Source organism: Rufibacter soli (assembly GCF_054781795.1).
The window spans coordinates 1,062,566-1,086,852 of sequence record NZ_BAAGTS010000002.1 but is presented as its reverse complement, the minus strand read 5'-3'; the positions used below and the strand labels follow the sequence as shown (position 1 = coordinate 1,086,852).

At 52.2% G+C, this 24,287-nt stretch carries 16 protein-coding genes; 3 read left to right on the top strand and 13 right to left on the bottom strand.

What is annotated here, in order from left to right; genetic code table 11:
* Positions 1-104: 104 nt before the first annotated feature.
* The 13 genes from ACYVJQ_RS06485 to ACYVJQ_RS06425 form a co-directional block, all read right to left on the bottom strand.
* Positions 105-902: a rhamnogalacturonan acetylesterase gene (locus ACYVJQ_RS06485; RefSeq protein WP_460892255.1), complete on the bottom strand. Its 798-nt coding sequence runs from the start codon at positions 900-902 to the stop codon at positions 105-107.
* Between the two features lie 61 nt (positions 903-963).
* Positions 964-2,724: a glycoside hydrolase family 28 protein gene (locus ACYVJQ_RS06480; protein WP_460892254.1), complete on the bottom strand. Its 1,761-nt coding sequence runs from the start codon at positions 2,722-2,724 to the stop codon at positions 964-966.
* A 130-nt stretch (positions 2,725-2,854) separates the two neighbouring features.
* Positions 2,855-4,510: a glycoside hydrolase family 43 protein gene (locus ACYVJQ_RS06475; RefSeq protein WP_460892253.1), complete on the bottom strand. Its 1,656-nt coding sequence runs from the start codon at positions 4,508-4,510 to the stop codon at positions 2,855-2,857.
* 129 nt (positions 4,511-4,639) lie between these two features.
* Positions 4,640-6,343: a FlgD immunoglobulin-like domain containing protein gene (locus ACYVJQ_RS06470; RefSeq protein ID WP_460892252.1), complete on the bottom strand. Its 1,704-nt coding sequence runs from the start codon at positions 6,341-6,343 to the stop codon at positions 4,640-4,642.
* A 287-nt stretch (positions 6,344-6,630) separates the two neighbouring features.
* Complete coding sequence (locus tag ACYVJQ_RS06465; protein WP_460892251.1) at positions 6,631-7,620, bottom strand: pectinesterase family protein; 990 nt, start codon at positions 7,618-7,620, stop codon at positions 6,631-6,633.
* Positions 7,621-7,627: 7 nt separating this feature from the next.
* Positions 7,628-8,860: a glycoside hydrolase family 88/105 protein gene (locus ACYVJQ_RS06460; protein WP_460892250.1), complete on the bottom strand. Its 1,233-nt coding sequence runs from the start codon at positions 8,858-8,860 to the stop codon at positions 7,628-7,630.
* A 79-nt stretch (positions 8,861-8,939) separates the two neighbouring features.
* A complete protein-coding gene (locus ACYVJQ_RS06455; protein WP_460892249.1) occupies positions 8,940-9,884 on the bottom strand; it encodes a pectinesterase family protein in 945 nt (314 codons plus the stop codon).
* A 7-nt stretch (positions 9,885-9,891) separates the two neighbouring features.
* Entirely contained in the window at positions 9,892-11,292 is a 1,401-nt protein-coding gene (locus tag ACYVJQ_RS06450; RefSeq protein WP_460892248.1) for a pectate lyase family protein, read from the bottom strand.
* Between the two features lie 141 nt (positions 11,293-11,433).
* Positions 11,434-12,723, bottom strand: coding sequence for a DUF4861 domain-containing protein (locus ACYVJQ_RS06445; RefSeq protein ID WP_460892247.1), 1,290 nt, complete (start codon positions 12,721-12,723; stop codon positions 11,434-11,436).
* 167 nt (positions 12,724-12,890) lie between these two features.
* Positions 12,891-14,378, bottom strand: a complete 1,488-nt coding sequence (locus tag ACYVJQ_RS06440; protein WP_460892246.1) for a pectate lyase family protein — start codon at positions 14,376-14,378, stop codon at positions 12,891-12,893.
* Positions 14,379-14,430: 52 nt separating this feature from the next.
* Entirely contained in the window at positions 14,431-16,038 is a 1,608-nt protein-coding gene (locus ACYVJQ_RS06435; RefSeq protein ID WP_460892245.1) for a DUF5123 domain-containing protein, read from the bottom strand.
* Positions 16,039-16,070: 32 nt separating this feature from the next.
* Positions 16,071-17,909 carry a RagB/SusD family nutrient uptake outer membrane protein gene (locus ACYVJQ_RS06430; RefSeq protein ID WP_460892244.1) on the bottom strand — a complete coding sequence of 613 codons (1,839 nt, stop codon included), beginning with the start codon at positions 17,907-17,909 and terminating at the stop codon, positions 16,071-16,073.
* A gap of 18 nt (positions 17,910-17,927) precedes the next feature.
* Positions 17,928-21,191: a SusC/RagA family TonB-linked outer membrane protein gene (locus ACYVJQ_RS06425; protein WP_460892243.1), complete on the bottom strand. Its 3,264-nt coding sequence runs from the start codon at positions 21,189-21,191 to the stop codon at positions 17,928-17,930.
* Positions 21,192-21,502: 311 nt separating this feature from the next.
* Between ACYVJQ_RS06425 and kduI the strand changes: the two genes are divergently transcribed.
* The 3 genes from kduI to ACYVJQ_RS06410 all read left to right on the top strand — a co-directional run bounded on the left by kduI (position 21,503) and on the right by ACYVJQ_RS06410 (position 24,271).
* Complete coding sequence (kduI, locus tag ACYVJQ_RS06420; RefSeq protein WP_460892242.1) at positions 21,503-22,342, top strand: 5-dehydro-4-deoxy-D-glucuronate isomerase; 840 nt, start codon at positions 21,503-21,505, stop codon at positions 22,340-22,342.
* 7 nt (positions 22,343-22,349) lie between these two features.
* Entirely contained in the window at positions 22,350-23,138 is a 789-nt protein-coding gene (locus ACYVJQ_RS06415) for a gluconate 5-dehydrogenase (protein ID WP_460892241.1), read from the top strand.
* 62 nt (positions 23,139-23,200) lie between these two features.
* Positions 23,201-24,271, top strand: a complete 1,071-nt coding sequence (locus ACYVJQ_RS06410) for a LacI family DNA-binding transcriptional regulator (protein WP_460892240.1) — start codon at positions 23,201-23,203, stop codon at positions 24,269-24,271.
* Positions 24,272-24,287 lie beyond the last annotated feature (16 nt).

Genomic DNA, 24,287 nt, shown 5'->3' with positions numbered 1-24,287 from the left:
TATACAGAATTTTAGGTTTTCGGCCTTCCTAAATGCGCAATCGATTGCGTTTTACAGGAAAAAATAATCCCCCGCCAGAACACCTCTTTTCAGACTTCAACCGTTTATCTGGCCTTCAAACCCTTCATGCCTTCAAATACCAGGCGGGCCACTTCGCGGGCACCATCAGGTTGGAAGTGGGTGTTGTCTTTCTGGCCATCGGGGTAGTTCTTAAACTTTCCGGCGGGCAGGTTCATAAAGTAATTGGCAGAGACAAACTCCTGGCCTTTGGCCGAGAAGGAATCAATGGATAGCTGTTGCAAGTCAATAAGCAGCACGTTCAGTTCCTTGGCCACGTCTTTCACCGCCTGTGGGTACTCGCCGTGCACGTTGCCAATCTTGCCGTCTTTCCAGGGGTAGTTGCGGGTAACGGGCGTGAGCAGAATGGGCGTAGCGCCTTTCTGCCGGGTCTGGTTGACGTACAGGCGCAGGTACTCTTTGTAGCCCTGAATGTTCACGTAACGCTCCGGCTTGTCAACTGCCGCGTCATTATGCCCGAACTGAATCATGACCACATCATTCTTCTGCAGGTTTTGGTATACCTGCGCCCAACGGCCTTCCTCAAAGAAGGTGCGGGTGCTGCGGCCTCCACGGGCCTTGTCCAGCACCACGGCGCTGTCTGCCTTGATCAGGAACCTGAGTTTGGCCAGGCTGTCTGGCCGAAGGAAAGGCTGGAACACCTGCCCCCACCCCATCACCGGGTAGCGTTTGTTGAGGTACTCTTCGCCGTCATAATCAGAATAATCGGCTACCGTGGAGTCACCTACCAGGTACACGTGCGTTATTTTCTTTTTAGAGGGCGCAAAGGACATGGCCACAAGACATAACACCAGCAGCAAAACCGAAAAAGATTGCTTGTTCATAGTTTTCAAATTTGAAAAAACGAAGGGGTGGAACCGGTGCATAGCCCCACCCCGGTTTTCATTATTTTAACGTGACGGCCGTTTTGCCCAGGTCCTTTCCTTTCGAAACCTGGGTGGCGGCATTAGAAAAGTCTTTGCTGGCCAGGCGCACGTTCTTGGTTAAGGGCCCCAGTACTTTCACCATGGGCTCTTTGGTTTGGTTACCGGTTAGGCCCTGCACCTGCACGTCCTTGCTATTGTAAATGGTTAGGGCGGGGCCTTTCTCGGTGATCACCTGCACATTGGTCAAGGTAATACCGGTGGCATCTACCGCGCTGATTCCTCTTTTGGCTTTCAGGAAAGAGTTTTCAATGTTCACGTTCTGCAGGTTCATTTCCGGTAAGCCTTGCAGGGCCACGGCCTCTTCCGCACCAGACACGGTGATGTTCTTCATCCAGATGTTTTTGAACGAAGGCGTTTCTTCCGTGACCGGTACCAGCTTTTCTACCCGGGCCTCGTCACCGGCGCGCTGGTCTTCTTCCAGCACCGGGCTGTTGCCGCCGTAAAACAAGTTAAAGCTAATGGCCTGGGTAGGGATGTTGATCATGTCAATGTTGGAGATCCAGATGTTCTCTACCACGCCGCCCCGGCCACGCGTACTCTTAAACCGAAGCCCAATATCCGTGCCCATGAAGGTACAGTTAGACACGTGCACGTTTTTCACGCCACCAGACATCTCGCTACCCACCACAAACCCGCCGTGGCCGTGGTACACCACGTTGTTTTTCACGATCACGTTCTCTGTGGGCACGCCGCGGTCACGGCCATCTTTGTCTTTGCCGGACTTGAAGCAGATGGCGTCATCGCCTACGTCAAAGGTGTTGTTGTAGACCAGCGCGTTTTTGCAGGACTCCAAATCCAGGCCGTCGCCGTTTTGGGAGTACCAGGGATTGCGCACGTTCAGGTTACGCAAGATGATGTCCTGGCACATGAGTGGGTGCAGGTTCCAGGCCGGGGAATTCTGGAAGGTGGGGCCGTCCAGCAACACGGTCTTGCAGTTCACCAGGCTAAGCAGCACCGGACGAAGATAGTCTTTGATGGCCTCAAACTCGGCGCGGGTCTTCAGGTCTGGCACGTTGAAGTTGCTGCCCTGGGTGTCTCCTTTCAAGGCATTTTGGGTAGGGTACCACATATCGCCTTTGGCGTTGAGCACACCGGTTTTGGTAAGCTCTTTCCACTGGGCACTGGTCAATTTACTTTTCTTCACCGGGCGCCAGGCGTCACCGTTCCCGTCAAAGGTACCTGAACCGGTAATAGCAATATTGGTAAGGTCCCGGCCGGAGATCGGTGACTGGCACCGATAAGTGTTCAAGCCCTCAAAGCTGGTTTCTACTACCGGGTAATCATTGAAATCACGGCTGAAGATCACCATGGAGCCGGCGTCTGCGTGCAGGTTAATGTTGCTTTTGAGCACAATGGGCCCGGTTAGCCAAAGGCCGCGCGGAATCACCACCGTTCCCCCGCCCTTGGCCGCCACGTCATTAATGGCCTGCTCAAACGCTTTGGTGTTTTTGGTGATGCCGTCGCCCACCGCTCCGTATTTGGTAATGGCCACGCTATAGTCCGGGAACTTGGTTTCCTTCACTTTGGGCATGGCGAACTCTATGCCCTCATAAATGGAAGCCTCTACGCTGGCGTTAGAAAAATTACGCCCGGCCGTGGTAGCCGTAGCGCCGGCAGCCGTGCTCACCCCACCACCCGACGGCTGGCGTTGGCAGGAAAATTGTAGCAGGCTGGCTACTCCCAACGTCAACAACAGGCTGCTTTTTAATACATTTTTCATATAGATACTCTTTAAGCGGTAATGCGGTTTGTTACTGTTTGGTTAACCTGGAAGCGCCTCACGCCCTCCCCTTTTTCTGTTTTCCGTTCTAAGCCTGTTTTTGGGAAAACGGCCCTAAAACGGAAAATTGTTATTTCGTGATTCTGAACCAGTCAAAATCGGCGTAGCCGGAGTCATTGGTTTTGTCTTCGCGTAGGGCGAAAAGGCCTACTTTGGCGCCGATCCATTTGCCTGGCACGGCGGTGAAGGGGCTGCCGGCATTCTTGAACGTCTGGCCGTCTTCTGAATAGCTGAACTGGCACTGGGCACCCTTGCTTACCTGCACCCGGAAATGCACTTCAGAGCCGGTCAATTTGCCTAGCACCTGCTCGGTTTCTGCGGTGCCTTTCTCTACTTTCTTGGCGGTGTTATAGGTCAGGTACAGGCCGTCTTTTCGGTTCACCACCGACACGTACCCGTAGTCCATGCCCATCACCACCAGCCCTACGCGCTCGTTCTGGAGCTTGGGGTTAGGGGTGAATTTGACTTTAGTGGTGGCGGTAAACGCCCCGGCCGGAAACTTCTGCAATAGCAGGTTGGGTACGTCCCAGAGGTTTTTGCCGCCCTGGGGCATCTGGTCGGTGAAGAGGCGTAAAAAGCCTTTGTTGGTGGTAAAGGCCCAGGTGGCTTTGGGGTTGGCGTGCCATTGCCACTGCATGCCCAGCGTGGGGTTTGTGAATTCATCAGATTCCTGGGGCGTCACAACGGGGTAGGTTTTGCCTACGTTCGGTTTCTTGTAGGTCAAGACCGGTTGGCCTTTGCCGTCACCGTCTGGGTCCTCCCCGATCACGGGCCAGTCCTTTACCCATTTCATGGGTTGCAGGTGCATGACGCGGCCATAGGCTTCCTTATCCTGGAAATGCAGGAACCAGTCTTCACCACTTTTGGTGTCTACCCAGGCACCTTGGTGCGGACCGTTGATAGGCGTTTTGCCCTGATCCATCACTATTTTCTCTTCATAGGGCCCATAAATATTCTTAGACCGCAGTACCAGTTGCCAACCCGTAGCCACACCGCCCGCCGGCGCGAAGATGTAGTAATAGCCATTGCGCTTGTAGAACTTGGGGCCTTCTACGGTGGGATGCGCGTCGTGCCCGTCAAAAATCATCACGCCTTCATCCAGCACCTTGGTGCCTTCGGGGTTCATGCGGTTAAGGGAAAGAATGCTTTTGATACCCGCCCGGCTTCCGGCCCAGCCGTGTACCAGGTAAGCCTGGCCGTCCTCATCCCAGAACGGGCAAGAGTCAATCAAACCCTTGCCTTCCATCACCAGCACCGGGGCTTCCCAACGGCCGGCCGGATTTTTGGTCTTGACCATGTAAATCCCGAAGTCCGGGTCTCCCCAGTAAATATAGAACTCGCCTTTGTGGTACCGAATGGAAGGAGCCCACACGCCGTTGCCATGCTGCGGTTTGCTGAAGTGGTCATACGGCGGTAAGCGGTCAAGGGCATAGCCAATAATCTTCCAGTTCACCAAGTCTTTGGAGTGCAGAATCTGCAAACCCGGAATGGAGTTGAAACTGGAGGAGGTCATGTAAAAGTCATCTCCCACGCGGCACACATCAGGGTCTGAATAGTCGGCGTCAATAACCGGGTTTTGGAACGTGCTGTTGCCCAGGTCAGACACCCACACTTTAGACGTTTCGTCGGTGGGGGCCGCCAGAGACGCAGACGGGTTTAAAGATGTTTTTTCAGTCTGGCAAGCGAACAAAAAACTAAGCCCGACAAGGTAATACCTGGTTTGCATGATTACTTTTTTGGTTAAGAACTTAGATCTGGAGAAAGGCCCTTCAGCTTTGCTTCCAATCTTCCTGCCATTTCTGCTTTCCTGTTTTAAGCCTGTTTTCTAAAAAACGGGCCTAAAACGTATTTCTGCTTATTCCCGCACCAACGCCACCCGCTTCACTACCCGGTGCTGGCCCAGTTGCAAGGTGATCAGGTACAGGCCAGGGGCTACTTTTCTGCCTTTGGCGTCGGTGCCGTTCCATTTCACTTCCTGGGCGCCGGGGGCTATCTGCTGATTTAACAGCGTGCTTATTTTTCTGCCGGCCAGGTCTGACACCGTTACCGTGGCCTGTCCTTTTTGCGCGGCCTGGAAGGTGAAGGTGGTACCCCCGGAGAAAGGATTGGGATACACCGCGGTAGCCAAGGCGTCTTTTTCTTCTTCAAGGCCGGTGAGGTTGGAACTGGCCACCAGGCTGTTGAGGTATTCTTCCAGGTTGGTGTACCCGTTGCCATTGGCGTCTGCGTTACGGTCTGCGGCGTCATTGGGGTTCAGGCCATTGGTGGTTTCCCAGGCATCTGGCATGCCGTCTTTGTCAGTGTCAGTTGGGGCCGGCAAAGTGGCCAATGCTGGCCAGCCGCCTACGGTTGCCTGGGTGTCAATGATGCCTTTGGCGGCCCCATAAGCTCCCCCGAAGGTAGCCGTGCCGTTGCGTACTTCATTAATGATTCTGGTATCTACCGCATCGCGCTTCAGGCTGGCCCCCACTTGCTCAAGTACCGACTCATAGGCTTGTACGGCGGTGTGGTCTGTAGCCATGTGGTACTCAATGGGCGCTTGCAGCCTGACATTGGGCCTTTGGTCTGTAGGAAGGCTGGAGTCATAATTCACGCCGCCGTTCCAGTTATCTGCCGTGACCGTAGCGTTATTGTGCACGTAGTTGCCCGTGATGTAGAATTTGCCATAGCCCGGCCCCCAGGTGGGTAAAGACTCAAACGACACCTGCACAATACGCGACCGTACTCCGCTAGACGTGGCAGGCCCATATTTGTAGTAATTGTTGACCATGTTATAATTGCCGTTCTCGCCGCCGTAGGCACTGTTGCCGCCCCAGTTGTAGATCACATTGTTCCGGAAATCTACGTGTTCATTTGGGTAGGTACCGCCATTGATACCGGAGCGGCCGCCGCCGTTGAACCGGGGGTTCCGGCTGGTGTGGTGCGCCAACAGATTATGGTGAAAGGTTGCATGGTCGCCGCCCCAGATTCCGCCATAGCCGTGGTCCCCTTTGTCATGCACCGACCGGAATAGGCTTTCGCTGAGCAGGCACCATTGCATGGTGAAATTCTTGTTGAGGTAAAAACTGGCCGTCTCGTCTACCGACCAACTCATGGTGCAATGGTCTAATATAATATTCTGGCGGTTGCGGCCCCAAATGGCGTCATTGTCTACCTGGGCTCCATCACCTAACCTGAACCGCATATACCGGATAATGATATTGTCGGCGTCTATCATCACGGTCTGGTTGCTGATGCAGATGCCGTCACCGGGCGCGGTTTGTCCGGCAATGGTCAGGTCACCGCTTTTAATGGTCAGAGAGGTTAACAGTTTAATGGTGCCGCTCACCCGGAACACAATGGTGCGGGGACCTGTAGCCAATACCGCCGCCCTGAAACTGCCCGTACCTGCGTCATTGAGATTGGTAACCTCCAGCACAGTCCCGCCGCGGCCACCGGTAGTGAACCGCCCAAAGCCCTCGGCCCCCGGGAAAGCCAGCTGCTGCGCCTGCCCTATTCCGGCGCAAGCCAGCAACAGCGCCATGGCCAGGGGAATCATTTTTTGTAGCTGTGTACTCATTTCCTTCAGGGGTTAGGGGTTGGCGTAAGGTTTCTGGGTTTAGACGAAACCCAATCTGAGATTTCCTTTTAAAGGGGAGGGAGCGCTAGTCAAGCCTGCAAAACGGGTTCCGTATTTGTTATTCAAATGCGTTTTGCCGGATAGCCGTAGCTACATTCTCTCAGCGCCCTTCCCCTTCAAAAAGAATACTATCTGTAGCCTTGCGGCCGATTATCACTTGAGTTCTGCTTTCTGTTTTAGGCCTGTTTTTCTGAAAACGGGCCTAAAACAGAAAGCATGTCTTTTTTCTATTTCCCGGCCTGCGGGGCGGTCTTCACGGCCAATGGGTTCCAGTCCCCGAAGATCTTTTCCAGGGTGTAATCTTTGGCTTGCTCCGTGGTCAGTTGTTTGGACCATTTCACGCGCTCGGTTTTAGAGGCGCCGGGGCCGGTGGAATTATACTCGGCGTACAGCACCTGCTTCTCAGCTTCAGGTTTGTTCCAGTTATGCCAGCCCAATGGGTTAATGTGTTTGCCCAGGTAGCTGTTGATGAACACGGTTTTGGCGAAGGGTCTCCAAGGGCGGCCCAGGTAATAGGATTTCTCGGGGGCATCGCCGGTCAGGCGGCAGTTGAGGAACACGAAGCCGTAGGGCTGCCCTTCAATGGTAGAGGCGGCCGTCACGTAGTTACCGCCTTTCTTGGCGAAGATCTCGCAGTTCTCAAACACAGCCGTAGACCACCCGAAGATAAAATCGGTGGTGCCTTCAATGTAGCAGTTCTGGTAATACTGGCGGCTTTTCTCGCCATGCGGGTATAGGGTATCCTGGAAACCCAGAAAGCGGCAGTTCTTGAAGTGTACTTTATCCCCGTCTACCCGCACCGCCACCGCCTGCCCTACCGGTCCCGATGAGTTCTCAAAGGTGAGGTTCTCGGCGGTGAAGTCATCGCCGTACACAAAGAAACTGGTAGAGCCGGTGGTACCCATCTCCTCACCAAAGCGGTTTTTCTTGCTGGCGAAGTCATCGTAAGTCAGGACGGTTTTCTGCACATCCTCACCTACCAACTTCACCGCGGTCTTGGTAGAGGGCAAGGTGAGCTTCTCTTTGTAGACGCCCTTCTTGATGAAGATAGTGGTGGTGTTCTTCCGGAAATCTGGTACAGCGTTGATGGCCTCCTGCACGGTTTTAAATTGGCCGCTGCCATCTTTGGCCACAACAAAATCATAGGCCTGCGCCTGGGCCTGTCCCCAAAGCAGGGAAAGCAAGGTGAACAGGACCGCTACTTTTCTAAACTCCATGTCTGCCTTAGTTTGAAGCCGATGCCTTGCCTGTTTCTTCAAACTCCAGAGAGGCCATGATGAACGGCGACACCGCCTTGGGGTCATTGTCGCGCTTCTCTTCGTTGATGTAGTACTCATAGGTACCTGAGCGGTACGGCGTACCGCCCAACCCTGCCACGGCGCACACTTGCGTTATGCTGATAGTGCCATCGGCGTTCTTTTTGATGAGGTTGTTCAAGATGCCGTTGTAGCCTTTCTGAGCCACCTGGCGGTACTTCTGGTCAATGTAGCCCTGTTTAGAGGCTTTAATCAGGAAATAGGTGAACATGCTGGAGGCCGAGGCTTCCAGGTAGTTGCCTTCGCGGCCACCCTGGTCCACCACCTGCCACCAAAGACCGGTTTTAGAATCCTGGTACTGCGTGATGGCGGTGGCCATTTTCTGGGTAATCTTCAGGATCTCGTCCCGCTTGGGGTGGTTCTTAGGCATGAAATCCAGCACGTCTACTAGGGCCATGGCGTACCAGCCCATGGCGCGGCCCCACACGTTGGGCGAAAGACCGGTTTTTTTATCAGCCCAGGGCTGTTCGCGTTTCTCGTCCCAGCCGTGGTAGAACAGGTTCTTCTCCTTGACATAGGTGTGCTTATCTACCAGAATGATCTGGTTGGCCACGTCATCAAACACAGCGGGTTCATTGTAGGTAGCACCGTACTGGGCCAGGAACGGGGAGGCCATGTAGAGCCCGTCCAGCCACATTTGGTGCGGATAGATTTTCTTATGCCAGAAGCCGCCTTCAGACGTGCGCGGATGGGTGCGCATCTGGTCACGCAGCTCATCTAGGGCAATCTTGTATTTCTGCTGGCCCGTTTCTTTGTGCAGCGCAATCAGGAACTTACCTGGGTTCACGCGGTCAATGTTGTAATCGGTTTTCTTATAGGTTTTGATTTTGCCATCGGCGGTGATCATGGTATCTGCGAAGGCCTTGATGTAGGTAAGGTACTTGCGGTCACCGGTGCGTTTCCAGACGCGTTCCAGGGCGCTGGCGAACAGGCCCTGGGTGTAATCCCACTTCGGCTCTGGCCGGAAGTCAATCATCCAGCCCTGGGGACTGCGCTTCATCTCTGAATCTGCCATCCAGACAGACCAAGGCTTGCCAGAGGAATTGGCCGCCGCCTGGCCTTCTGCCGCGGTCTGCCCAGACCGGCAGGCCACGCTCAGCAAGACAATCAATAAGAGGGTATAAGAGGTAAGCTTTTTCATAATCACAAAATCAATTCATTTCTGGTGAAGGCTGGTTTGTACCTGTTTTGGCAAAAACGCCCTCAAAACGGAATCACTGTTATTTGTTGGGGTTCCACTTGTCCTGGCCCGCCAGGATGACTTCGGGCATCAGTTTCTTCGCTTCTTTTTTAGTCAGTTGCTTAGACCAGGGTTCCCTTTTTTCTGGCGCGGCACCCGGGCCTTTTGATTTGTACTCGGCGTAGAAGGTGGTTTTCTCGGCCTCGGGCTTTTTCCAGTTGTGCCAACCTTCAGGCCTGATGAAGGCACCCATCTGGGTGTTCAGGAAAACCGTCTGCGCGTAAGGTCGCCAAGGACGGCCCAGGTAGACTTTAGTGGCTTCTGGGGAGGCTGTTAATTTGCAGTTGAGGAACACGAACCCGTGCGGTTGGCCCTGGGGGGTAGAGGCGGCGGTGATGTAGGAGTTCTTCTTGGTATGGATAGTGCAGTTCTCAAAGACCGCCGTGGCCGGCCCGAAGATAAAGTCGGTGGTGCCTTCAATGTAGCAGTTCACGTAATACTGGCGGCTATTATCTACGCCGGCGTAAATGGTATCCTGGTTGCCCAGAATGCGGCAGTTTTTGAACACACAGCGGTCAGCCTCTACGTGCAGGGCCACGGCCTGCCCTACCGGACCGGCGCTGTTCTCAAACGTGAGATTCTCCGCCCTGAACTCATTGCCCTGCACCAGCACGGTGTAAGAGGTAAAGGTGTTAATGGCACCCTTGCCGGAATAGTCATCCCAAACAATAATGGTCTTGTCGCGGTCCTCGCCGATGAAGGAGATTCTGGTTTTCCAGGAGGAGATGACCAGCTTTTCTTTGTAGACCCCGTTCTTGATATGGATCTCCAGGCGCTCCTCGGGGAACGCGGGAATGGCGTCCAGGGCCGTCTGGATGGTGGTGTAGTCACCGCTTCCGTCCTGGGCCACCACCAGCTTTTTCTGCTGTGCCTGGGCCAGGAAACCTACCAGAACCAAAAAAATAACCGCGGTCCACTTCTTCATGCTTTTTTTACTTTACCAGGCTGTTGAGATACACCTCAATGTTAGAGTATTGCTTGTCCAGGGTGAACGCCGCCGCGTCTGTGGCTTTGGTGGGATCCAGTTTCTGCTTCAGTTCCCAGGCATCGGGCATGCCGTCTTGGTCTTTGTCTTCCGGGGCAGGGGTTGATTTCAGTTCGGGGTAGCCGCCTACGTCTGTGGGGGAGTCAATGAGCCCGTTCTTCCGCTTTCCGGCGGTTGATTTCCCGGTTCTTACCTCTGCCACCACCCGGGCATCTACCGCGTCTCTTTTGAAGCTTGCCCCGGCTTTGGCCAGCACCGCCTCAAACGCCTCTTTAGGGTTTTGCACAGCAATGGCGGTTACCGGGAATTGGCTGGTTACTTTCACAGAGTCTGGGTGGTCACATTGCACGCCCCCCGCCCAGTTGTTCTCTGAAATGGCCGGAAAGCCTTCAATGAAGTTGCCCTGTACAAAGAATTTGCCATACGGCTGCGAGGGATTCACTAACCGGTTCTTTTTAGAAGCCGGCGTTGCTGGACCGGCCTTGAAGTAGTTATTGACCATGTTATAGCGGCCCTTTTCTCCCCCGTAAATGTTGTTCTGGCCCCAGTTGTAAATGACATTGTTGGTAAAATCCACTAGCTCCTCCGGTGAGTTGGGAGTAGTACTGGACCCACTGAACCGGGGGTTCCGGCTGTCATTGCTGGCAATAAGGTTATGATGGAAAGAAGCACCGTGCCCTCCCCAGATTCCGCCGTACCCATGTTCGCCTTTGGCATGGACGGAGGCGGTGAGCGCTTCTGAAATAATGGACCACTGTAAGGTGAAGTCCTGGTTCCGGTAAAAAGAGGCACCCTCATCGGTGGCCCAACTCATGGAGCAATGGTCAATGATGATGTTACGGGTACCCTTGTTGGCCCCAAACGCATCGGCTTGCTGGGCTTTCTCCTCGCCTAGCCTGAACCGCAGGTAGCGCACAATCACGTTGTCGGCTTTAATGCTCACCTGGAAGTTTTTAAGGCCAATTCCATCGCCGGGGGCGGATTGGCCGGCAATGGTGAGGTCACCGTTGTTGATGTCCAGCGGGGACTCCAGAGAAATGTACCCAGACACGGCAAACACAATAATACGCGGTCCTTTTTTCCGGATGGCTTCGCGGAGGCTGCCGGGTCCGTTGTCATTCAAATTGGTAACCACCACTACCTGTCCGCCGCGGCCGCCGGTCGTGTACTTTCCGAAACCTTCGGCCCCCGGAAACGCCAGGGCTTTGCCTGCCTCTGATGTAGAAGCGGCCTTGGGGGCTGGCTGCGCCGCCACCGGGGTGGTTTTCTGGGCGCAACCGGTCAGGCTTAAACATTGGAAAGCAACGCCTAATAGGGCGATTTTGGAAAAGGTGCGGTGCGTGTTCATGGGCAATTTTAACTATTAATGGACCTGCTGGCTCTTTTAAGAAAGGAGAACCAAGGCTTATTTCTTATTTATTTACAAGGCGCTGTTTTAGGCCTGTTTTGGCAAAAACGTGCTCAAAACGCTTTGACAGTTACCAGCCTTCTATTTGCTTACTTTTACCAGCACCGGATTGGCCAGTTCTTCGGCTACCTGGGCCAGGTATTGGTGAAACTGAGCCTCGGTGGTAATGCCGTTGGGCTCCAGTTCCCAGGCTGCGAGGAAGTAATATTCGGCTTGTCCGTTAGCCGGCTTGAGTTGCACCACGTGGTTCAATGGATCTTCAGTGATGGAAATAAGATCCTGGGGTTTGAAGAGCACAGCAATACCCACCTTATCTGGCGGCGTATTGAGCGTCTGGGCGCCATAAGTGGCAATGTAGCCGTAGCTCTTGCCGGCTTCGCCTTTGGAAGTAACTAGTTTGGCGGCTTTGTCTTTGATCAAGCCCGTGCTGATGTTCTGTGGCTGCCCGTTTTCAATGCGCATCTGGTGGTGCGTAAGCCGGGTACCCGCGTGGATGCTGAGTTGGGAATGCACGTTCAGTTTTTGGCCCGCCACTTGCCAGCCGTAGTAGTCTGTGAGAATAGAGGAATAGACGTCGCCGTTCTGCGTGATCTTACTATAGGTACTATCGGTTTTCTCCACGCGCACCGCTTTGTCCTTGTCAAAGATGGCTAGCGATCCTACGCCCAGGGCTTTACCTACCTTGAGGATGTCCATGCCCCAGGGCTGCGGGTTGTGGTAAGAATCATAGCCGTCCAGGCCCACTTGTTGCAGCACCATGTTGTTGGTCTTTTTCCCGAACACGTCCACGCCATTGCGCCAGTCCAGGTAAAAGCGGTAGGCGACCTTGTCTGATTCCCAGCCCGGGCCTTCATAGCGCAAAAAGAAAGAATGGTCGGTTACCTCATCAGGCACGCGCAGCGAGTCAATGTTCTGGAAGGTGCCGCCAATGTATTTGCGGTTCTCAAACTTGCCGCCTACTTTTTTGGAAAGCTCGGCCTGGGTGCGCTTGGTGTAGGTGCGTTTGTTGGTGCCCGTCTTATTATACCGTACCGTCAGCTGGCGGGTCTCCCCCGGTTTCATGTTGTCCAGCACTAGGGCAATGCCCTTGTTGAAGGTATCTTTGGCGTTGTACTGGCTGGGAACCTCAGTGGCCCCATCGGTGACAATAAAGGCGTTCTGGTTAAAGCCGGCTCCCTGCTTGGGCAGATCGCTTTCCTTGATGAGCACCAACACACTTTCACGCTGGCGCTTGAGCGGGTTGGTTACTTGCACCGTGAAGGACTCAGGAAACTCAGCAGAAGAAGAACTCTGGGTAGAGGCGCAACCGAAGTGAAAGAGAAGGGACAAACCTAACACAAGCGATAACCAGGAAGGGTACTTTCTATTCATAATTTTAATGGTAATTCAAGTTTCAAGCATCTGCCGCTTTGAGTAAGCTCACAACAGAAACCGCGTTGGTGTTAGCCAGGAATTTGAGGCCCTTTACTTATAACAGGGACATAATAGCCTTTCCAGTTTTGAGCCTGTTTTCAGAAAAACGGGCTCAAAACAGAATTCTATTTCTGCCCGTCCATGATCTGTTTGACCAGGCTATTGAGGTACACCTCTACATTGTCATAACCAGTACTCAGATTTTTGCCGTTGGCCTGTGATTTAGCAGGGTCCAGTTTCATGGCTGTTTCCCAGGCATCGGGCATGCCGTCATTATCAGTGTCCACCGGCGCCGTAGTTGACTGGAGTTCGGGCCAGCCGCCTACATCAGCCTGCGAGTCAATAATGCCATTGGTGCTGCCTTTTGACCCCGGAAAGGAAAAACTCTTTTTCTGCACGTTATCCAAAATCCTAAGGTCTACCGCGTCCCGTTTCAGAGAAGCCCCGGCCCAGGCCAGTACTTTATTGTAAGCATCCAGTGCGGTGTGGGTAGAAACGTTGTTGTTGATGGGGTGTGGGGTTGCCCGGCGCATGGCCGTTTTGTCTGCCTCTGAGACGGTGCCGTAGCTGCCATGGAATTGGTTGTACACGCCGTAGGTCCAGTTGTCATTGGTTGGGTTGGTTCTGCCTTCCACCACGTTGCCGTCAATGAAGAATTTGCCCCAAATGTCATAGACTTCGGTGCCGGCAATCTTGTTTTTATCAGGGGAGAAAATACGGTCCAGTTTAGTAGAAGCCGGGCCAGGCTTGTAGTAGTTGTTAACGATGTTGATGTTCATGGCCTCGCCGCCATAGGCATTGTTGGTTGGGCCCCAGTTGTAGAAGACGTTGTTGCGCACATCTACTAAATCCGTCAAGGCAAATGCCTTTCCGGCCTCTTCGCCGTACCGCGGGTCGCGGCTATCATGGTGGGCCATCAGGTTATGGTGGAAAGAGGCGTTTTTGCCGCCCCAGATGCCGCCGTACCCGTGGGCTCCCTTATCATGCACTGAATTCCGGAGGCTCTCGGCAATAATGGACCACTGCATGGTGAAATTCTCATTGTTGTAGAAAGACACACACTCATCCGTTGACCAACTCATGGAGCAGTGATCCACGATAATGTTTTTATGGAACCGTCCGCCCAGGGCGTCTGCCTCCTGATCTCCCTCGTCTCCCATCCTGAACCGCATGAACCGGATGATCACGTTATCTGCGTTCACCGAAACCGGGTAGTTTTTGACCGTAATGCCGTCGCCGGGCGCGGTTTGGCCGGCCAGGGTCACGTTGCCGTTATTAATGGTCAGGTTTGACTTCAGGGCGATGGTACCTGATACTTTAAAGAGAATGATTCTGGCCCCGGTCTTGTTCACGGCTTCGCGTAAGCTGCCGGCGCCTGCATCATTTAAATTGGTCACATAGATGACTACTCCTCCCCTGCCTCCGGTCGCTTCTTTCCCGAATCCTTCGGCCCCCGGGAACGCCAGGGCGGTTTCCTGCACCGGCGTGGGCCCAACTTCCTCCTGTACTGGGCTAGGGTCTGGCTGGGAACCTTTACAGTTGGTTAAACCTAAGCTGGCAGAAAGGCCTAGGAAAAGGATAAGCGTACTGACTTTTAGGGGGGAGGTGTGCATCTTAGAAAAGTAAACCAGGTGCAGCCCTTTAAGGCTGCACCTGGTGATCAACTTAATTTCTCCATCTTGGGTCACCAGCCGTGGCTTTGCCCGGGAAGGCGGCATCCTTAAAGCGGAAGTTTCCGTTTTTAGGATCTTGCCACAGGTTGAGCGAAGTAGCAGAATAAGGCGTCACGCCAGGAATAGCGTTGGAAGAAGTCACATAATCTGCGGTGGTATATGTTCCTGTAGCCTCTACCAAAGTAGCAGCATTAGCTCTTACTCCTCTAATGGCTTGGCTACCTGCTTTCCCAATTCCCAGAATAGAATTTTTGATCTTTATTCCATTTGTCACATTGTTGGTAGGTGAAGTAGCATAGTCTACCAGATAGTTACCTGCTAAAGGTGATTCATTCACTGTTACATTCTCAATCAGCACGGAGGTAGAGTTGTTTTTGCTAGTGACTATTTTCTCTGCTTTGTAGATAGTTGAGTTTTTGATTACTATGTTCTCCACTTTGGAAGTAGCCACGTCTACATTGATCACGCCGTAGCTGCCAAGGCTATCCAACACGCTATTATTCACAGTAAAATCTGTAATAGTAGTTGGTGCTGTCTGCAATCTTACAATACCTCTAAACATGCTGGCCCTTACGTTATCAAAAGTCATGGCTTTAATGGTTGAAGCATTGCTGATGTTGAACACGTATCTGGAGGTGGCATTATCACTTGACATGTTCACGTCTTTGAATACCAGGTAGTCGATGTTGCTTCCAGCGGTGATGTTGAAGTTACTTGGCATATAGATAGAAGCCAGGTTCTGCACCGTCAAATCAGATCCGCTGGTAATGGTCACAGATTTATCCAGGTTGATAGCAGAGGTGATGTTATAGGTAAGGCCACGCTTCAGGATTACGGTGCTGCCGTTGGGTATCTGAGGAAGAGTGTCCTGCAACACGCCTGGACGGTTAGTAATCCCTCTTAAATCAATCAGGTTACCGGCAAGAGGCTCGCTGGTTCTGAAAGAAGTGGTTCCCCTGCCCTTAGTGCCGGCAAACAGTTCAGCGGTATAGGTGGTTTTACCGGCCAGGTTATCTACCAACACAGTCCCTGAAGTCAGGTCAGCCTGGGTAAGCAAAACTTCTCTGGTTGCTCCTGTTTCACTAGTCAGCACTATCTTGGTCAGCTCAGTTCTGGAGGTGAAGCGTAACCGTACGGCGCGGTCAGACACGTCTGAGCTTTTCACCGGGTTATCCAGGAACAACTGCGCTCCTCTAATAGAGAATCGGTTGCTTACCAGCCATTTTGATTCCTCTCCTGAACTGTTTTTTGAAATGGTCTTCACCCGGGCGAAATACATTTGCTTGGGCGTGATCTGGTCATCTGTAATAGTAATACCAGTAGTATCAGTAGTACCTTTGAACACCACCGGGGTGGCAAACAACGTGTCTTTGGCTACTTCCACAGCATAAGTCACGCTTCCGGCAACCGTGTTGGGTGGGGTTTTCCAGGTCAACTTCACGTTGGATTCCCCGCTGGTGGAGGCAATCACGCCTGCCGGCTGGAACATGCGCATAGGCGCCAGGTTTTCTTCATCCTCTTTACAGGAGGCCACTCCTATTACCAGCAGCAGGCACGCCGGGTATATTAACTGGAAGAATTTTGAACGTAATGTCTTCATTTCTATATCTGATTTTAAGTCAAAAGCTTCTATTAATACCCGTAGTCTTGTGTAAGTCTGTAATTCTGGCTTATAATCCCATTAAAGATGGGGAACAACTCAGAATGGTTCTTCTTAAACTGACTGGCAAACCCTCTGGTAGGTCCGGTGATGTGCGCCTCAGTGATAGACTGTGCCCAGCTTACTTTGGTATACCCATCTGCAGTGGTGGCAGTAGCCGGCTCATACATCACTTTGTTCACATTCCCTCCCAGCAAGTTGAAGTCCAGCATTTCTTGCCGCGCGCTAGCGTTAGGGCCTAATAACGGAGTAGGTTTATAGTACACGTACTGCGGCACATTGGCATAACGGCCGGTGCTGGTCATCATGGACCGTAGGTCTGCGCGCACTTCCAGAATTCTGGCTTCCAGCAGGTTCCAACGGATTAAGTCATACTTCCGGACGCCCTCGCCGCCGAACTCTAAATAGCGTTCCTGTACAATGGCTTTGAAGAACTCATCTTTAGACGTTGGGGTGGCAGGCATTCTGTTTTCCCACTCATCAAGGAAAGCTCTTTTCCTAACTTCCTCCAGGGCCGCTTTGGCCGCAGCGGTAGGTCCGTTCAGTTCATTCTCGGCTTCAGCGAACATGAGTAGCACATCTGCATATCTGATCAGCGGCCAGTTGATACCCAGGGTCTGGTTGGTACCGGCAATGTTGGTCCAGTATTTCCTGAATTTACCTTCTCTCATCAGCAGAGGGGTGGTCAGTAATTTATTGTCATTGTTGGCTTTGGTATCTACCTGGAAGTAGGCAAGCGTTACGTCTCTTCTGGAGTCTCCAATAGAGTCAAACTCATAGAAATAGGTAGGCACCGCTTCCACCAAACCGTTGGCCCGACCATAGGTACTTGCCTCGGCAATTCTTGGACCGTTACCGTAACCCAATTTCGTATCTGTTCTGGCATTTCCGCCAAAGGCGCCTACTTGCCACACGTGCTCATTGGTTGGGTCTGTTACCCCATTCCCGTGCAGACTTCTGAACACATTCTCATAGCTGGGATTCAAAGCATGCTGTTTACTTTGCATCACCGCCCAGGTCTCATCTCTGGCAATCTTGTAGAAGTCTTTATAGTTGGCTCTGCGCTCTACCACTTTGCTGTCTCTTCTCAAGGCATAACCACCTCTTGCCAGCGCAATTCTGGCCCGGAGTGCTTTCACCGCTCCTTTGGTTACTCTGGTAGTAGGTGAACCAGATTCTCCTCTCCAGGGAATTAAATCAGCAGCGGTAGCTAAATCAGCTAATAGCCGGTCATAGATTTCATCCTGGTTTGTTTTTGGAAGGTACAGGTCAGGCATATCTGCCGAAGGCTCAAACTGGGCCGGCACATCACCCCAGTTTCTGATCAGTTCATGGTAGAACTGGGCTCTTAGCGTAAGGGCTTCTCCCAGATACCGGCGCATGGTGGTCTGCTGGGCAGGAGTTCCATTAGTGTAGAGTGAAGAAAGCGGAATGTATTTGATACAGATATTGGCCCGCTCTATGCCTTTGTACAACTGCAGGAAAGGATTTTGCAGGTCAGTGTAACCGGCACCTACCTCAAAGTGGGCAATACCACTTCTAGAGATGGGGTCAAAATCTCCGCCCAGTTTAAAGTCATCAGACCCGTTGGGGAAAAGCGTGGAGATTCGGCTTCCGTATCCGTCATCGCCGGGCAGCATGTTGTAGATACCGGTAATGGCAGATTCTGTATAGCCAACACTATTGAAGATGGCATCCTGTGACAGCGTAGAAGGATTTTCAACTTCCAGGTAGTTTTCGCAGGAGCTTATGGCCACCAAACCACTAAGACTAAGCGGAATGATAAAGCTTTTTAAGATATTTCTTTTCATTGTTGCTCTTTCAAAAAATTACAAAGTAACGTTAATACCACCTAAGATGAACCTGCTGCGCGGGTAAGCGGCGTAGTCAACACTTGGGGTGAGAGGTGAATTTCTTCTGGTGTTGGCCTCTGGATCATACCCGGTGTATTTGGTGAAGGTGTGCAGGTTGTTCACCGTGGCATAGACTCTAAGTTTGGAGATAACTCTGGTTCTTTTCACCAGCGCCTCAGGAATGCTGTACCCCAAGGTCAGGTTACTGATTCTTAGGAAAGAGCCGTCTTCAATGGCAAAAGAGTGCATGAAGTAGTTTCCTAAAGAGGGTCTCCAGTATTTCGCGTTAGCGTTCAGGGCTTTCAGCTCATCAGGGTTTGACACTCTTTGTCCTTTGTCATCATACAACTTAAAGCGGTCATTCATCAGGGCCAGCATGTTGTTGTCTCTGGTGGTGTATTGAGTAGTAAACTCCAGCTTGTTGGCGTTGTACACTTTATTGCCGTAAGAGAACACCAAGAATAAGCTCAGGTCAAAACCCTTGTAAGCAAACTGCTGGTTAAAACCACCGGTGAACTTAGGTTGGGCGTTGCCCAGAACGGTACGGTCAGAAGTGGAGATCAGGGAGTTGTTATCATCTGTGAGGTCCTTCAATTTTAAGTCACCTGGCTGGGGTTGTCTGTTACCCAAGGCTACGCTTGAGGTATTGGCAATCCCTTCTTTCAATACATAGGTCCAGGTATTGGTAGAGGCGTTGAAAGTGGCGTTGAAGTCATCAACTGTATAGTAGCCGTCTGTTACATAGCCATAGAACTGGCCTACGGGCTGCCCTACCTCTACTTTGAAGTCTTCCAGGGAGTTCACCCAACCGGACTGTACCAGATAAGACTGTTTAGGCTGCCCGGAAGGATCCAGACCCAAACTCACAATCTTATTCTGGTTTTTTGCGATGTTGAAATTGGCATTCCATCTGAAATCACCTTTATCTACCACTACGCCGCCCAACTGAAGCTCAATCCCTCTGTTTTCGGTTTCGCCAATGTTTTGGAGCTGGGTAGTATAGCCGCTGGTCTGCGGAATGGTGGCTTCTAAGAGCAGGTCTTTTGTTTTGTTCTGGTACACATCTACTGAACCAGTTAAGCGGTTTTTGAAGAAGGCAAAGTCAACCCCCAGGTTTTTAGAGAGCGTAGACTCCCACACCAGGAATGGGTTGGCTAACGTAGGAGCCACATACCCCGGGGTAATGGCCTCACTGAAGGCATACCCGTCATTGGTACCGGCTGTGTACATGGTTCTGAACAAGTCAACCCCAATTCGGTTATTTCCTACTGTACCAACGCTTAAACGCACTTTCAGGTCACTCAACCAATCCTGGGCAGATTCCATGAAGGGCTCATCTGCCGCACGCCACATCAAAGACGCTGAAGGGAATGTACCGTAGCGGTTGCTTTCTGCAAAGAGAGAAGAGCCGTCACGTCTTAAGTTGAAGTTCGCAAAGTATTTGCCTTTGTAGTTATACCCTACTCTACCAAAGAAAGAGAGAAGTCTGGTGCTGGATTCACCGGTAGAAGGGCTCTCCTGAATCAGGCCTGCGGGCGCAGTCGCTTTCTGGATTCCGGCAAAGGCCTGATCTGGGGTAATGTCAACAGGTAACCATTTGGTACGGATTCCTTTGGCTTTGCTGTTCCACTCCACTAATTCATGGCCCAATAAGAAATCAAGGTTATGGTCTTCGCCTACTTTCTTTTTGTAGGTTAAAGTATTGGTATTGGTTAAAGAAAAAGCCTCGCCAGAATTCATGTCTACCACGGGCTGGTCGTTGTTCTGTCTGGCTACACTGGTTACAGGGCCGCTATAGGCATTGGTTTTTCTGTCTAAGGCGTTTACCCCTACCACTGTTCTAAAAGTAAGGTTCTTGATGATGTCATAGCTGAACCAGCCGTTCACGATAATGTCATTGCGGTAATCGCGTCTGGTTTCACTGTTGGCTAACAGCACAGGGCTGGTCAACTGCGTGCTGCTGGCATACTCTACATCAAATTCATCTACCTGGCTTTCAAAACCTGGCGCCACAAATGGTCTGTAACGCACGGCATTTCTTAACCTGTTATTGCTTTGTGAACCAGTGCTGGAGGTTCCTACCCCGTCCACGCGCTGGCGGCTATACCGGGTGGTTAAGCCAACCTTGAAACGGTCGTTTACTTTATGGTCAAATTTGAAAGACGCCAGGGTTCTTTCATAACCAGAATTGATCATGATTCCTTCCTCTTCGGCATGGTTCAAGGTAAAGTTGAAAGAAGTTTCTTTAGATCCGCCGGTAACCCCCAACACGTGGGTCTGGCTAAAGGCGTCGCGGCCAAATACTTTCTCCTGCCAATCGGTCATTGGCATGTTCTTATAGATCTCCAAGTCCTCCCATCTTCCATACCGGTCTCTGAAAGAGGTACGGCTTTCCTCATTGGTGTTGGTGAACAGATTATAAGACTCATACTGGTACAGGGCGTAGTCATAGGGGTTCATGACGTCCAGCTTGTTCACAATGCTTCTTACCCCGGCGTAGCCGTTGTAGGTCACCTGCGTTTTCTGCTCTCTTCCTCCTTTGGTGGTGATAATTACAACCCCGTTTGCTCCTCTAGCCCCATAAATAGAAGTAGAAGCCGCATCTTTTAAGATATCTACTGACTCAATTTCCTGCGGAGAAATAATAGAAAGGGCATTTTCCATCTGAATACCATCTACTATATATAAGGGAGAGTTATCCTGGGTAAGAGATCCGCCACCGCGCACCCTTACTTGTATGTCTGCCCCTGGTCTACCTTCTGTAGTAGTTACCTGTACCCCCGCCAATCTACCGGCTAAGGCTTCTGCGGCGGTACTTACCGGAATATCCTGAATGTCTTTTGCTGTTACGGAGGCGACAGAACCCGTCAACTCTTTTCTGGGCACGGTTCCATACCCTACTACCACTACCTCCTCTAAAGCTTTGGCGTCCGTCACCAACGTCACGTTAACGCTAGTCCGGCCATTGATCGCTACCTCCTGCGTCTGGAAACCTATGTAAGAAAACACCAAAGTACCGGTAGCAGCGGGCACCTTCAGCGAGTAGTTTCCCTCAATATCAGTGGCGTTGGCGGTGGTGGTACCCTTCAAGAGCACGGTCACACCAGGCAGGCCTTCCTTTCTGTCATCCGTCACTTTTCCAGATATGGTGACAGTCTGCGCGAAGGCACCTGTGAGGGCTGCGAAGAAAAAAGCCAACACCAACAGATACCGGCTCTTTTTAAGTAATGCGTGTTGCATAGGTAACAATTAAGGTTTTGATAATGGACGAGGAATGGGAGCAACAGGAAAGGGGAATCAAGTATTCTGCGCAACCGATTGCATATTTACTACTATTTACATTCTTTCACAAAAAAAACGCACACTTTTTTAAGACATTCCTAAAAAACCGCGTAGCTGAGGCCATTAATTAACATTTTTTAATTATGTTAGCATCGGGTTACAGATTAAACAAAGGGCTGGCGAAAATATTTTGTGTTTCCCATTTAGCTTTCCTTATTGATAAATTTGTAATTTGCGCAAACGATTACACCTTCCACCTAAAATATACCATGAGCGTTTACCATACCACCAGACATGCCATCCACCCCCAGGACTTCAAGGGGTATGACACGGCAAAGCTGCGCGAGCACTTCCTGATCGGGGACCTTTTCCTGCCAGACTCGGTGCAATTGGTGTACACTTTATATGACCGTTTTATCGTGGGGGGCGTGCAACCGGTGACCGGGCCCGTGCAACTAGAGACCTTCCCCACCCTGCGCTCAGAAAACTTCCTGGACCGCCGGGAAATTGGCATCATCAATGTGGGCGCGGATAGCACCGTGACCGTGGAGGGCCAAGTGATAGAACTCAAGAGCAAAGAGGCATTGTATATAGGCAAAGGCGTGAAGGAGGTCACCTTCCACCCGGCCCCGCAGGGGGGTGCCCGGTTCTATTTCAACTCCGCCCCCGCGCATCACACCTACCCTACCAAGAAAGTCCAGTTGAGCGAGGCCGAGACGGTGGAAATGGGCGCTTTGGAGAACTCCAACCACCGCACCATCCGGAAGGTATTGATTAACTCAGTGGTGGAAACCTGCCAGTTGCAAATGGGCCTCACTGAACTGAAGCCCGGCAGCGTCTGGAACACCATGCCCGCCCATACCCATGACCGCCGCATGGAGGCCTACTTTTACTTCGAGCTGCCCGAGGACCAGGTGGTGAGCCATTTCCTGGGCGAGCCCCAGGAGACGCGCCACATCTGGGTAAAAAACAATGAAGCGGTTCTCTCTCCACCATGGTCTATCCATAGCGGGGCCGGCACCTCTAACTATACCTTTATCTGGGGAATGGCCGGTGAGAACCTGGACTACAACGACATGGACAAATTTCCCATCACCGACCTTAAGTAATCCGCGCATGATGAACCTATTTGACTTAACCGGCAAGGTAGCCCTGGTGACCGGCGCCACCCACGGCCTGGGTATGGCCATGGCCAAAGCCCTGGCGCAGGCCGGCGCCACTCTGGTGGTGAACGGCAACACGCCCGGGAAAATGGAGAAGGCGCTCCTGCTGTACCGGGAGGCCGGCATCGACGCCAAAGGCTACCTGTTCGACGTGACCGACGAGGAAATGGCGATGGAAAACGTGGCCCGGATCGAGTCCGAGGTAGGCCCTGTTGCTATCCTGGTCAACAACGCGGGCATGATCCAGCGCACGCCCGCCCTGGAGATGGCCGTGGCCGATTTCCGCAGGGTGCTGGATGTGGATCTGACCGGCCCGTTCATCATGTCCAAAACCGTAGGCAAATACATGGTGGAGAGAAGGCAGGGCAAGGTCATCAACATCTGCTCCATGATGAGCGAGCTGGGAAGGGACACCGTGAGTGCCTACGCCGCCGCCAAGGGAGGCCTCAAGATGCTGACCAGGAACCTGGCCACCGAGTGGGCCCGCCATAACGTGCAGGTCAACGGCATCGGCCCGGGCTACTTCGCCACCGACCAGACGGCCCCCATCAGGGTAGACGGCCACCCTTTCAACGAGTTTATCCTCCACAGGACCCCGGCCGGGCGCTGGGGTGATCCCGAGGACCTGGCCGGCGCCACCATCTTCCTGGCCAGCAAGGCCAGTGACTTTGTGAACGGGCAGATCCTCTACGTGGACGGCGGCATCCTGGCCACCATCGGAAAACCCAGCAATGAACAGTAGTTTAAGGCTGCAAAGAGAAATTTGTTATTGCATTTGATTGTACATACATGGCGGCTAATCCTATGGGAAGCAAACCAAAGGTGACTATTCACCACATAGCTGAGAAACTGAACATTACGGCCTCTACCGTTTCCAGGGCGCTGAATGACAACCCCAGGATCAGTGAGATCACCAAGAAAGCAGTGCTGAAGGCGGCCAAGCAGCTGAATTACCAGCCCAACAACATTGCGGCTGCCCTTCGCAACGGCAAGAGCCACATCATTGGCATTATTGTGCCTACCGTTGACCGGGCCTTCTTTGGGTCGGTGATACGCGGGATTGAAGAGATTGCCAACAAGCTCAACTACAAGGTGATCATCTGCCAGTCTTATGACAATTATGAGAAAGAGGTACAGACGGTAGATGCGCTGCTAAGCGCGCGGGTAGATGGCATCATTGCCTCTATTGGCAAGAACTCCACCAACCTAGACCACTATAAAAGACCACAGGAGAAAGGCATTCCCCTGGTGCTGTTTGACCGTACCACTGATGAACTGGAAGTAAGCCAGGTCATGATTGATGACTACCGCGGCGCCTACAAAATGACCGAGCACCTTATTCAGCAAGGTTACCGCCGTATTGCCCACTTCACCAGTCCCTTGAAAGTAAGCGTGTTCAAGGAGCGTCTTCGCGGGTACATGGATGCCCTCCGGGATTACGAGATTCCTTTTCGGGAAGAGTTGGTCATTAAAAGCAACCTGCAGTTAGAAGATGGCCGCGCCAGCATGGAGCAGCTTCTTGCCCTGAAAGAGCGGCCAGATGCTGTGTTCTCGGCGTCAGACTACGGGGCCATGGGCGCTATGCAGGTGCTAAAGGAACTTAAAATCAGGATACCGGAAGAGATTGGCTTGGCGGGTTTCGGAAACGAGCCCTTTACCTCCTTCTCAGACCCGGCCCTTACTACCGTGGATCAGTTCAGTTTAACCATGGGCCGCATCACAGCAGAGCTGTTCTTTGAGAACTTTAAAACCGGCGAGAAAAAGATAGTACCTCAGAAAACCGTCCTAAAACCGGAGTTGATCATCCGGAGCTCTACGCTCCGGCGGCCGGTAGATGCTGGGATCAATGTGAAAGAACAGTCTGCCGAAGTGTAGACTACTTATAAAAGCA

Excerpts from the sequence above, each read along its gene's own strand:
- ACYVJQ_RS06470 (WP_460892252.1), bottom strand. The coding sequence starts at position 6,343 with ATGAGTACACAGCTACAAAAAATGATTCCCCTGGCCATGGCGCTGTTG.
- ACYVJQ_RS06475 (WP_460892253.1), bottom strand. The coding sequence starts at position 4,510 with ATGCAAACCAGGTATTACCTTGTCGGGCTTAGTTTTTTGTTCGCTTGC.
- ACYVJQ_RS06455 (WP_460892249.1), bottom strand. The coding sequence starts at position 9,884 with ATGAAGAAGTGGACCGCGGTTATTTTTTTGGTTCTGGTAGGTTTCCTG.
- ACYVJQ_RS06430 (WP_460892244.1), bottom strand. The coding sequence starts at position 17,909 with ATGAAAAGAAATATCTTAAAAAGCTTTATCATTCCGCTTAGTCTTAGT.
- ACYVJQ_RS06410 (WP_460892240.1), top strand. The coding sequence starts at position 23,201 with ATGGGAAGCAAACCAAAGGTGACTATTCACCACATAGCTGAGAAACTG.
- ACYVJQ_RS06435 (WP_460892245.1), bottom strand. The coding sequence starts at position 16,038 with ATGAAGACATTACGTTCAAAATTCTTCCAGTTAATATACCCGGCGTGC.
- ACYVJQ_RS06450 (WP_460892248.1), bottom strand. The coding sequence starts at position 11,292 with ATGAACACGCACCGCACCTTTTCCAAAATCGCCCTATTAGGCGTTGCT.
- ACYVJQ_RS06415 (WP_460892241.1), top strand. The coding sequence starts at position 22,350 with ATGATGAACCTATTTGACTTAACCGGCAAGGTAGCCCTGGTGACCGGC.
- ACYVJQ_RS06445 (WP_460892247.1), bottom strand. The coding sequence starts at position 12,723 with ATGAATAGAAAGTACCCTTCCTGGTTATCGCTTGTGTTAGGTTTGTCC.
- ACYVJQ_RS06485 (WP_460892255.1), bottom strand. The coding sequence starts at position 902 with ATGAACAAGCAATCTTTTTCGGTTTTGCTGCTGGTGTTATGTCTTGTG.
- ACYVJQ_RS06480 (WP_460892254.1), bottom strand. The coding sequence starts at position 2,724 with ATGAAAAATGTATTAAAAAGCAGCCTGTTGTTGACGTTGGGAGTAGCC.
- kduI (WP_460892242.1), top strand. The coding sequence starts at position 21,503 with ATGAGCGTTTACCATACCACCAGACATGCCATCCACCCCCAGGACTTC.
- ACYVJQ_RS06440 (WP_460892246.1), bottom strand. The coding sequence starts at position 14,378 with ATGCACACCTCCCCCCTAAAAGTCAGTACGCTTATCCTTTTCCTAGGC.
- ACYVJQ_RS06460 (WP_460892250.1), bottom strand. The coding sequence starts at position 8,860 with ATGAAAAAGCTTACCTCTTATACCCTCTTATTGATTGTCTTGCTGAGC.
- ACYVJQ_RS06465 (WP_460892251.1), bottom strand. The coding sequence starts at position 7,620 with ATGGAGTTTAGAAAAGTAGCGGTCCTGTTCACCTTGCTTTCCCTGCTT.
- ACYVJQ_RS06425 (WP_460892243.1), bottom strand. The coding sequence starts at position 21,191 with ATGCAACACGCATTACTTAAAAAGAGCCGGTATCTGTTGGTGTTGGCT.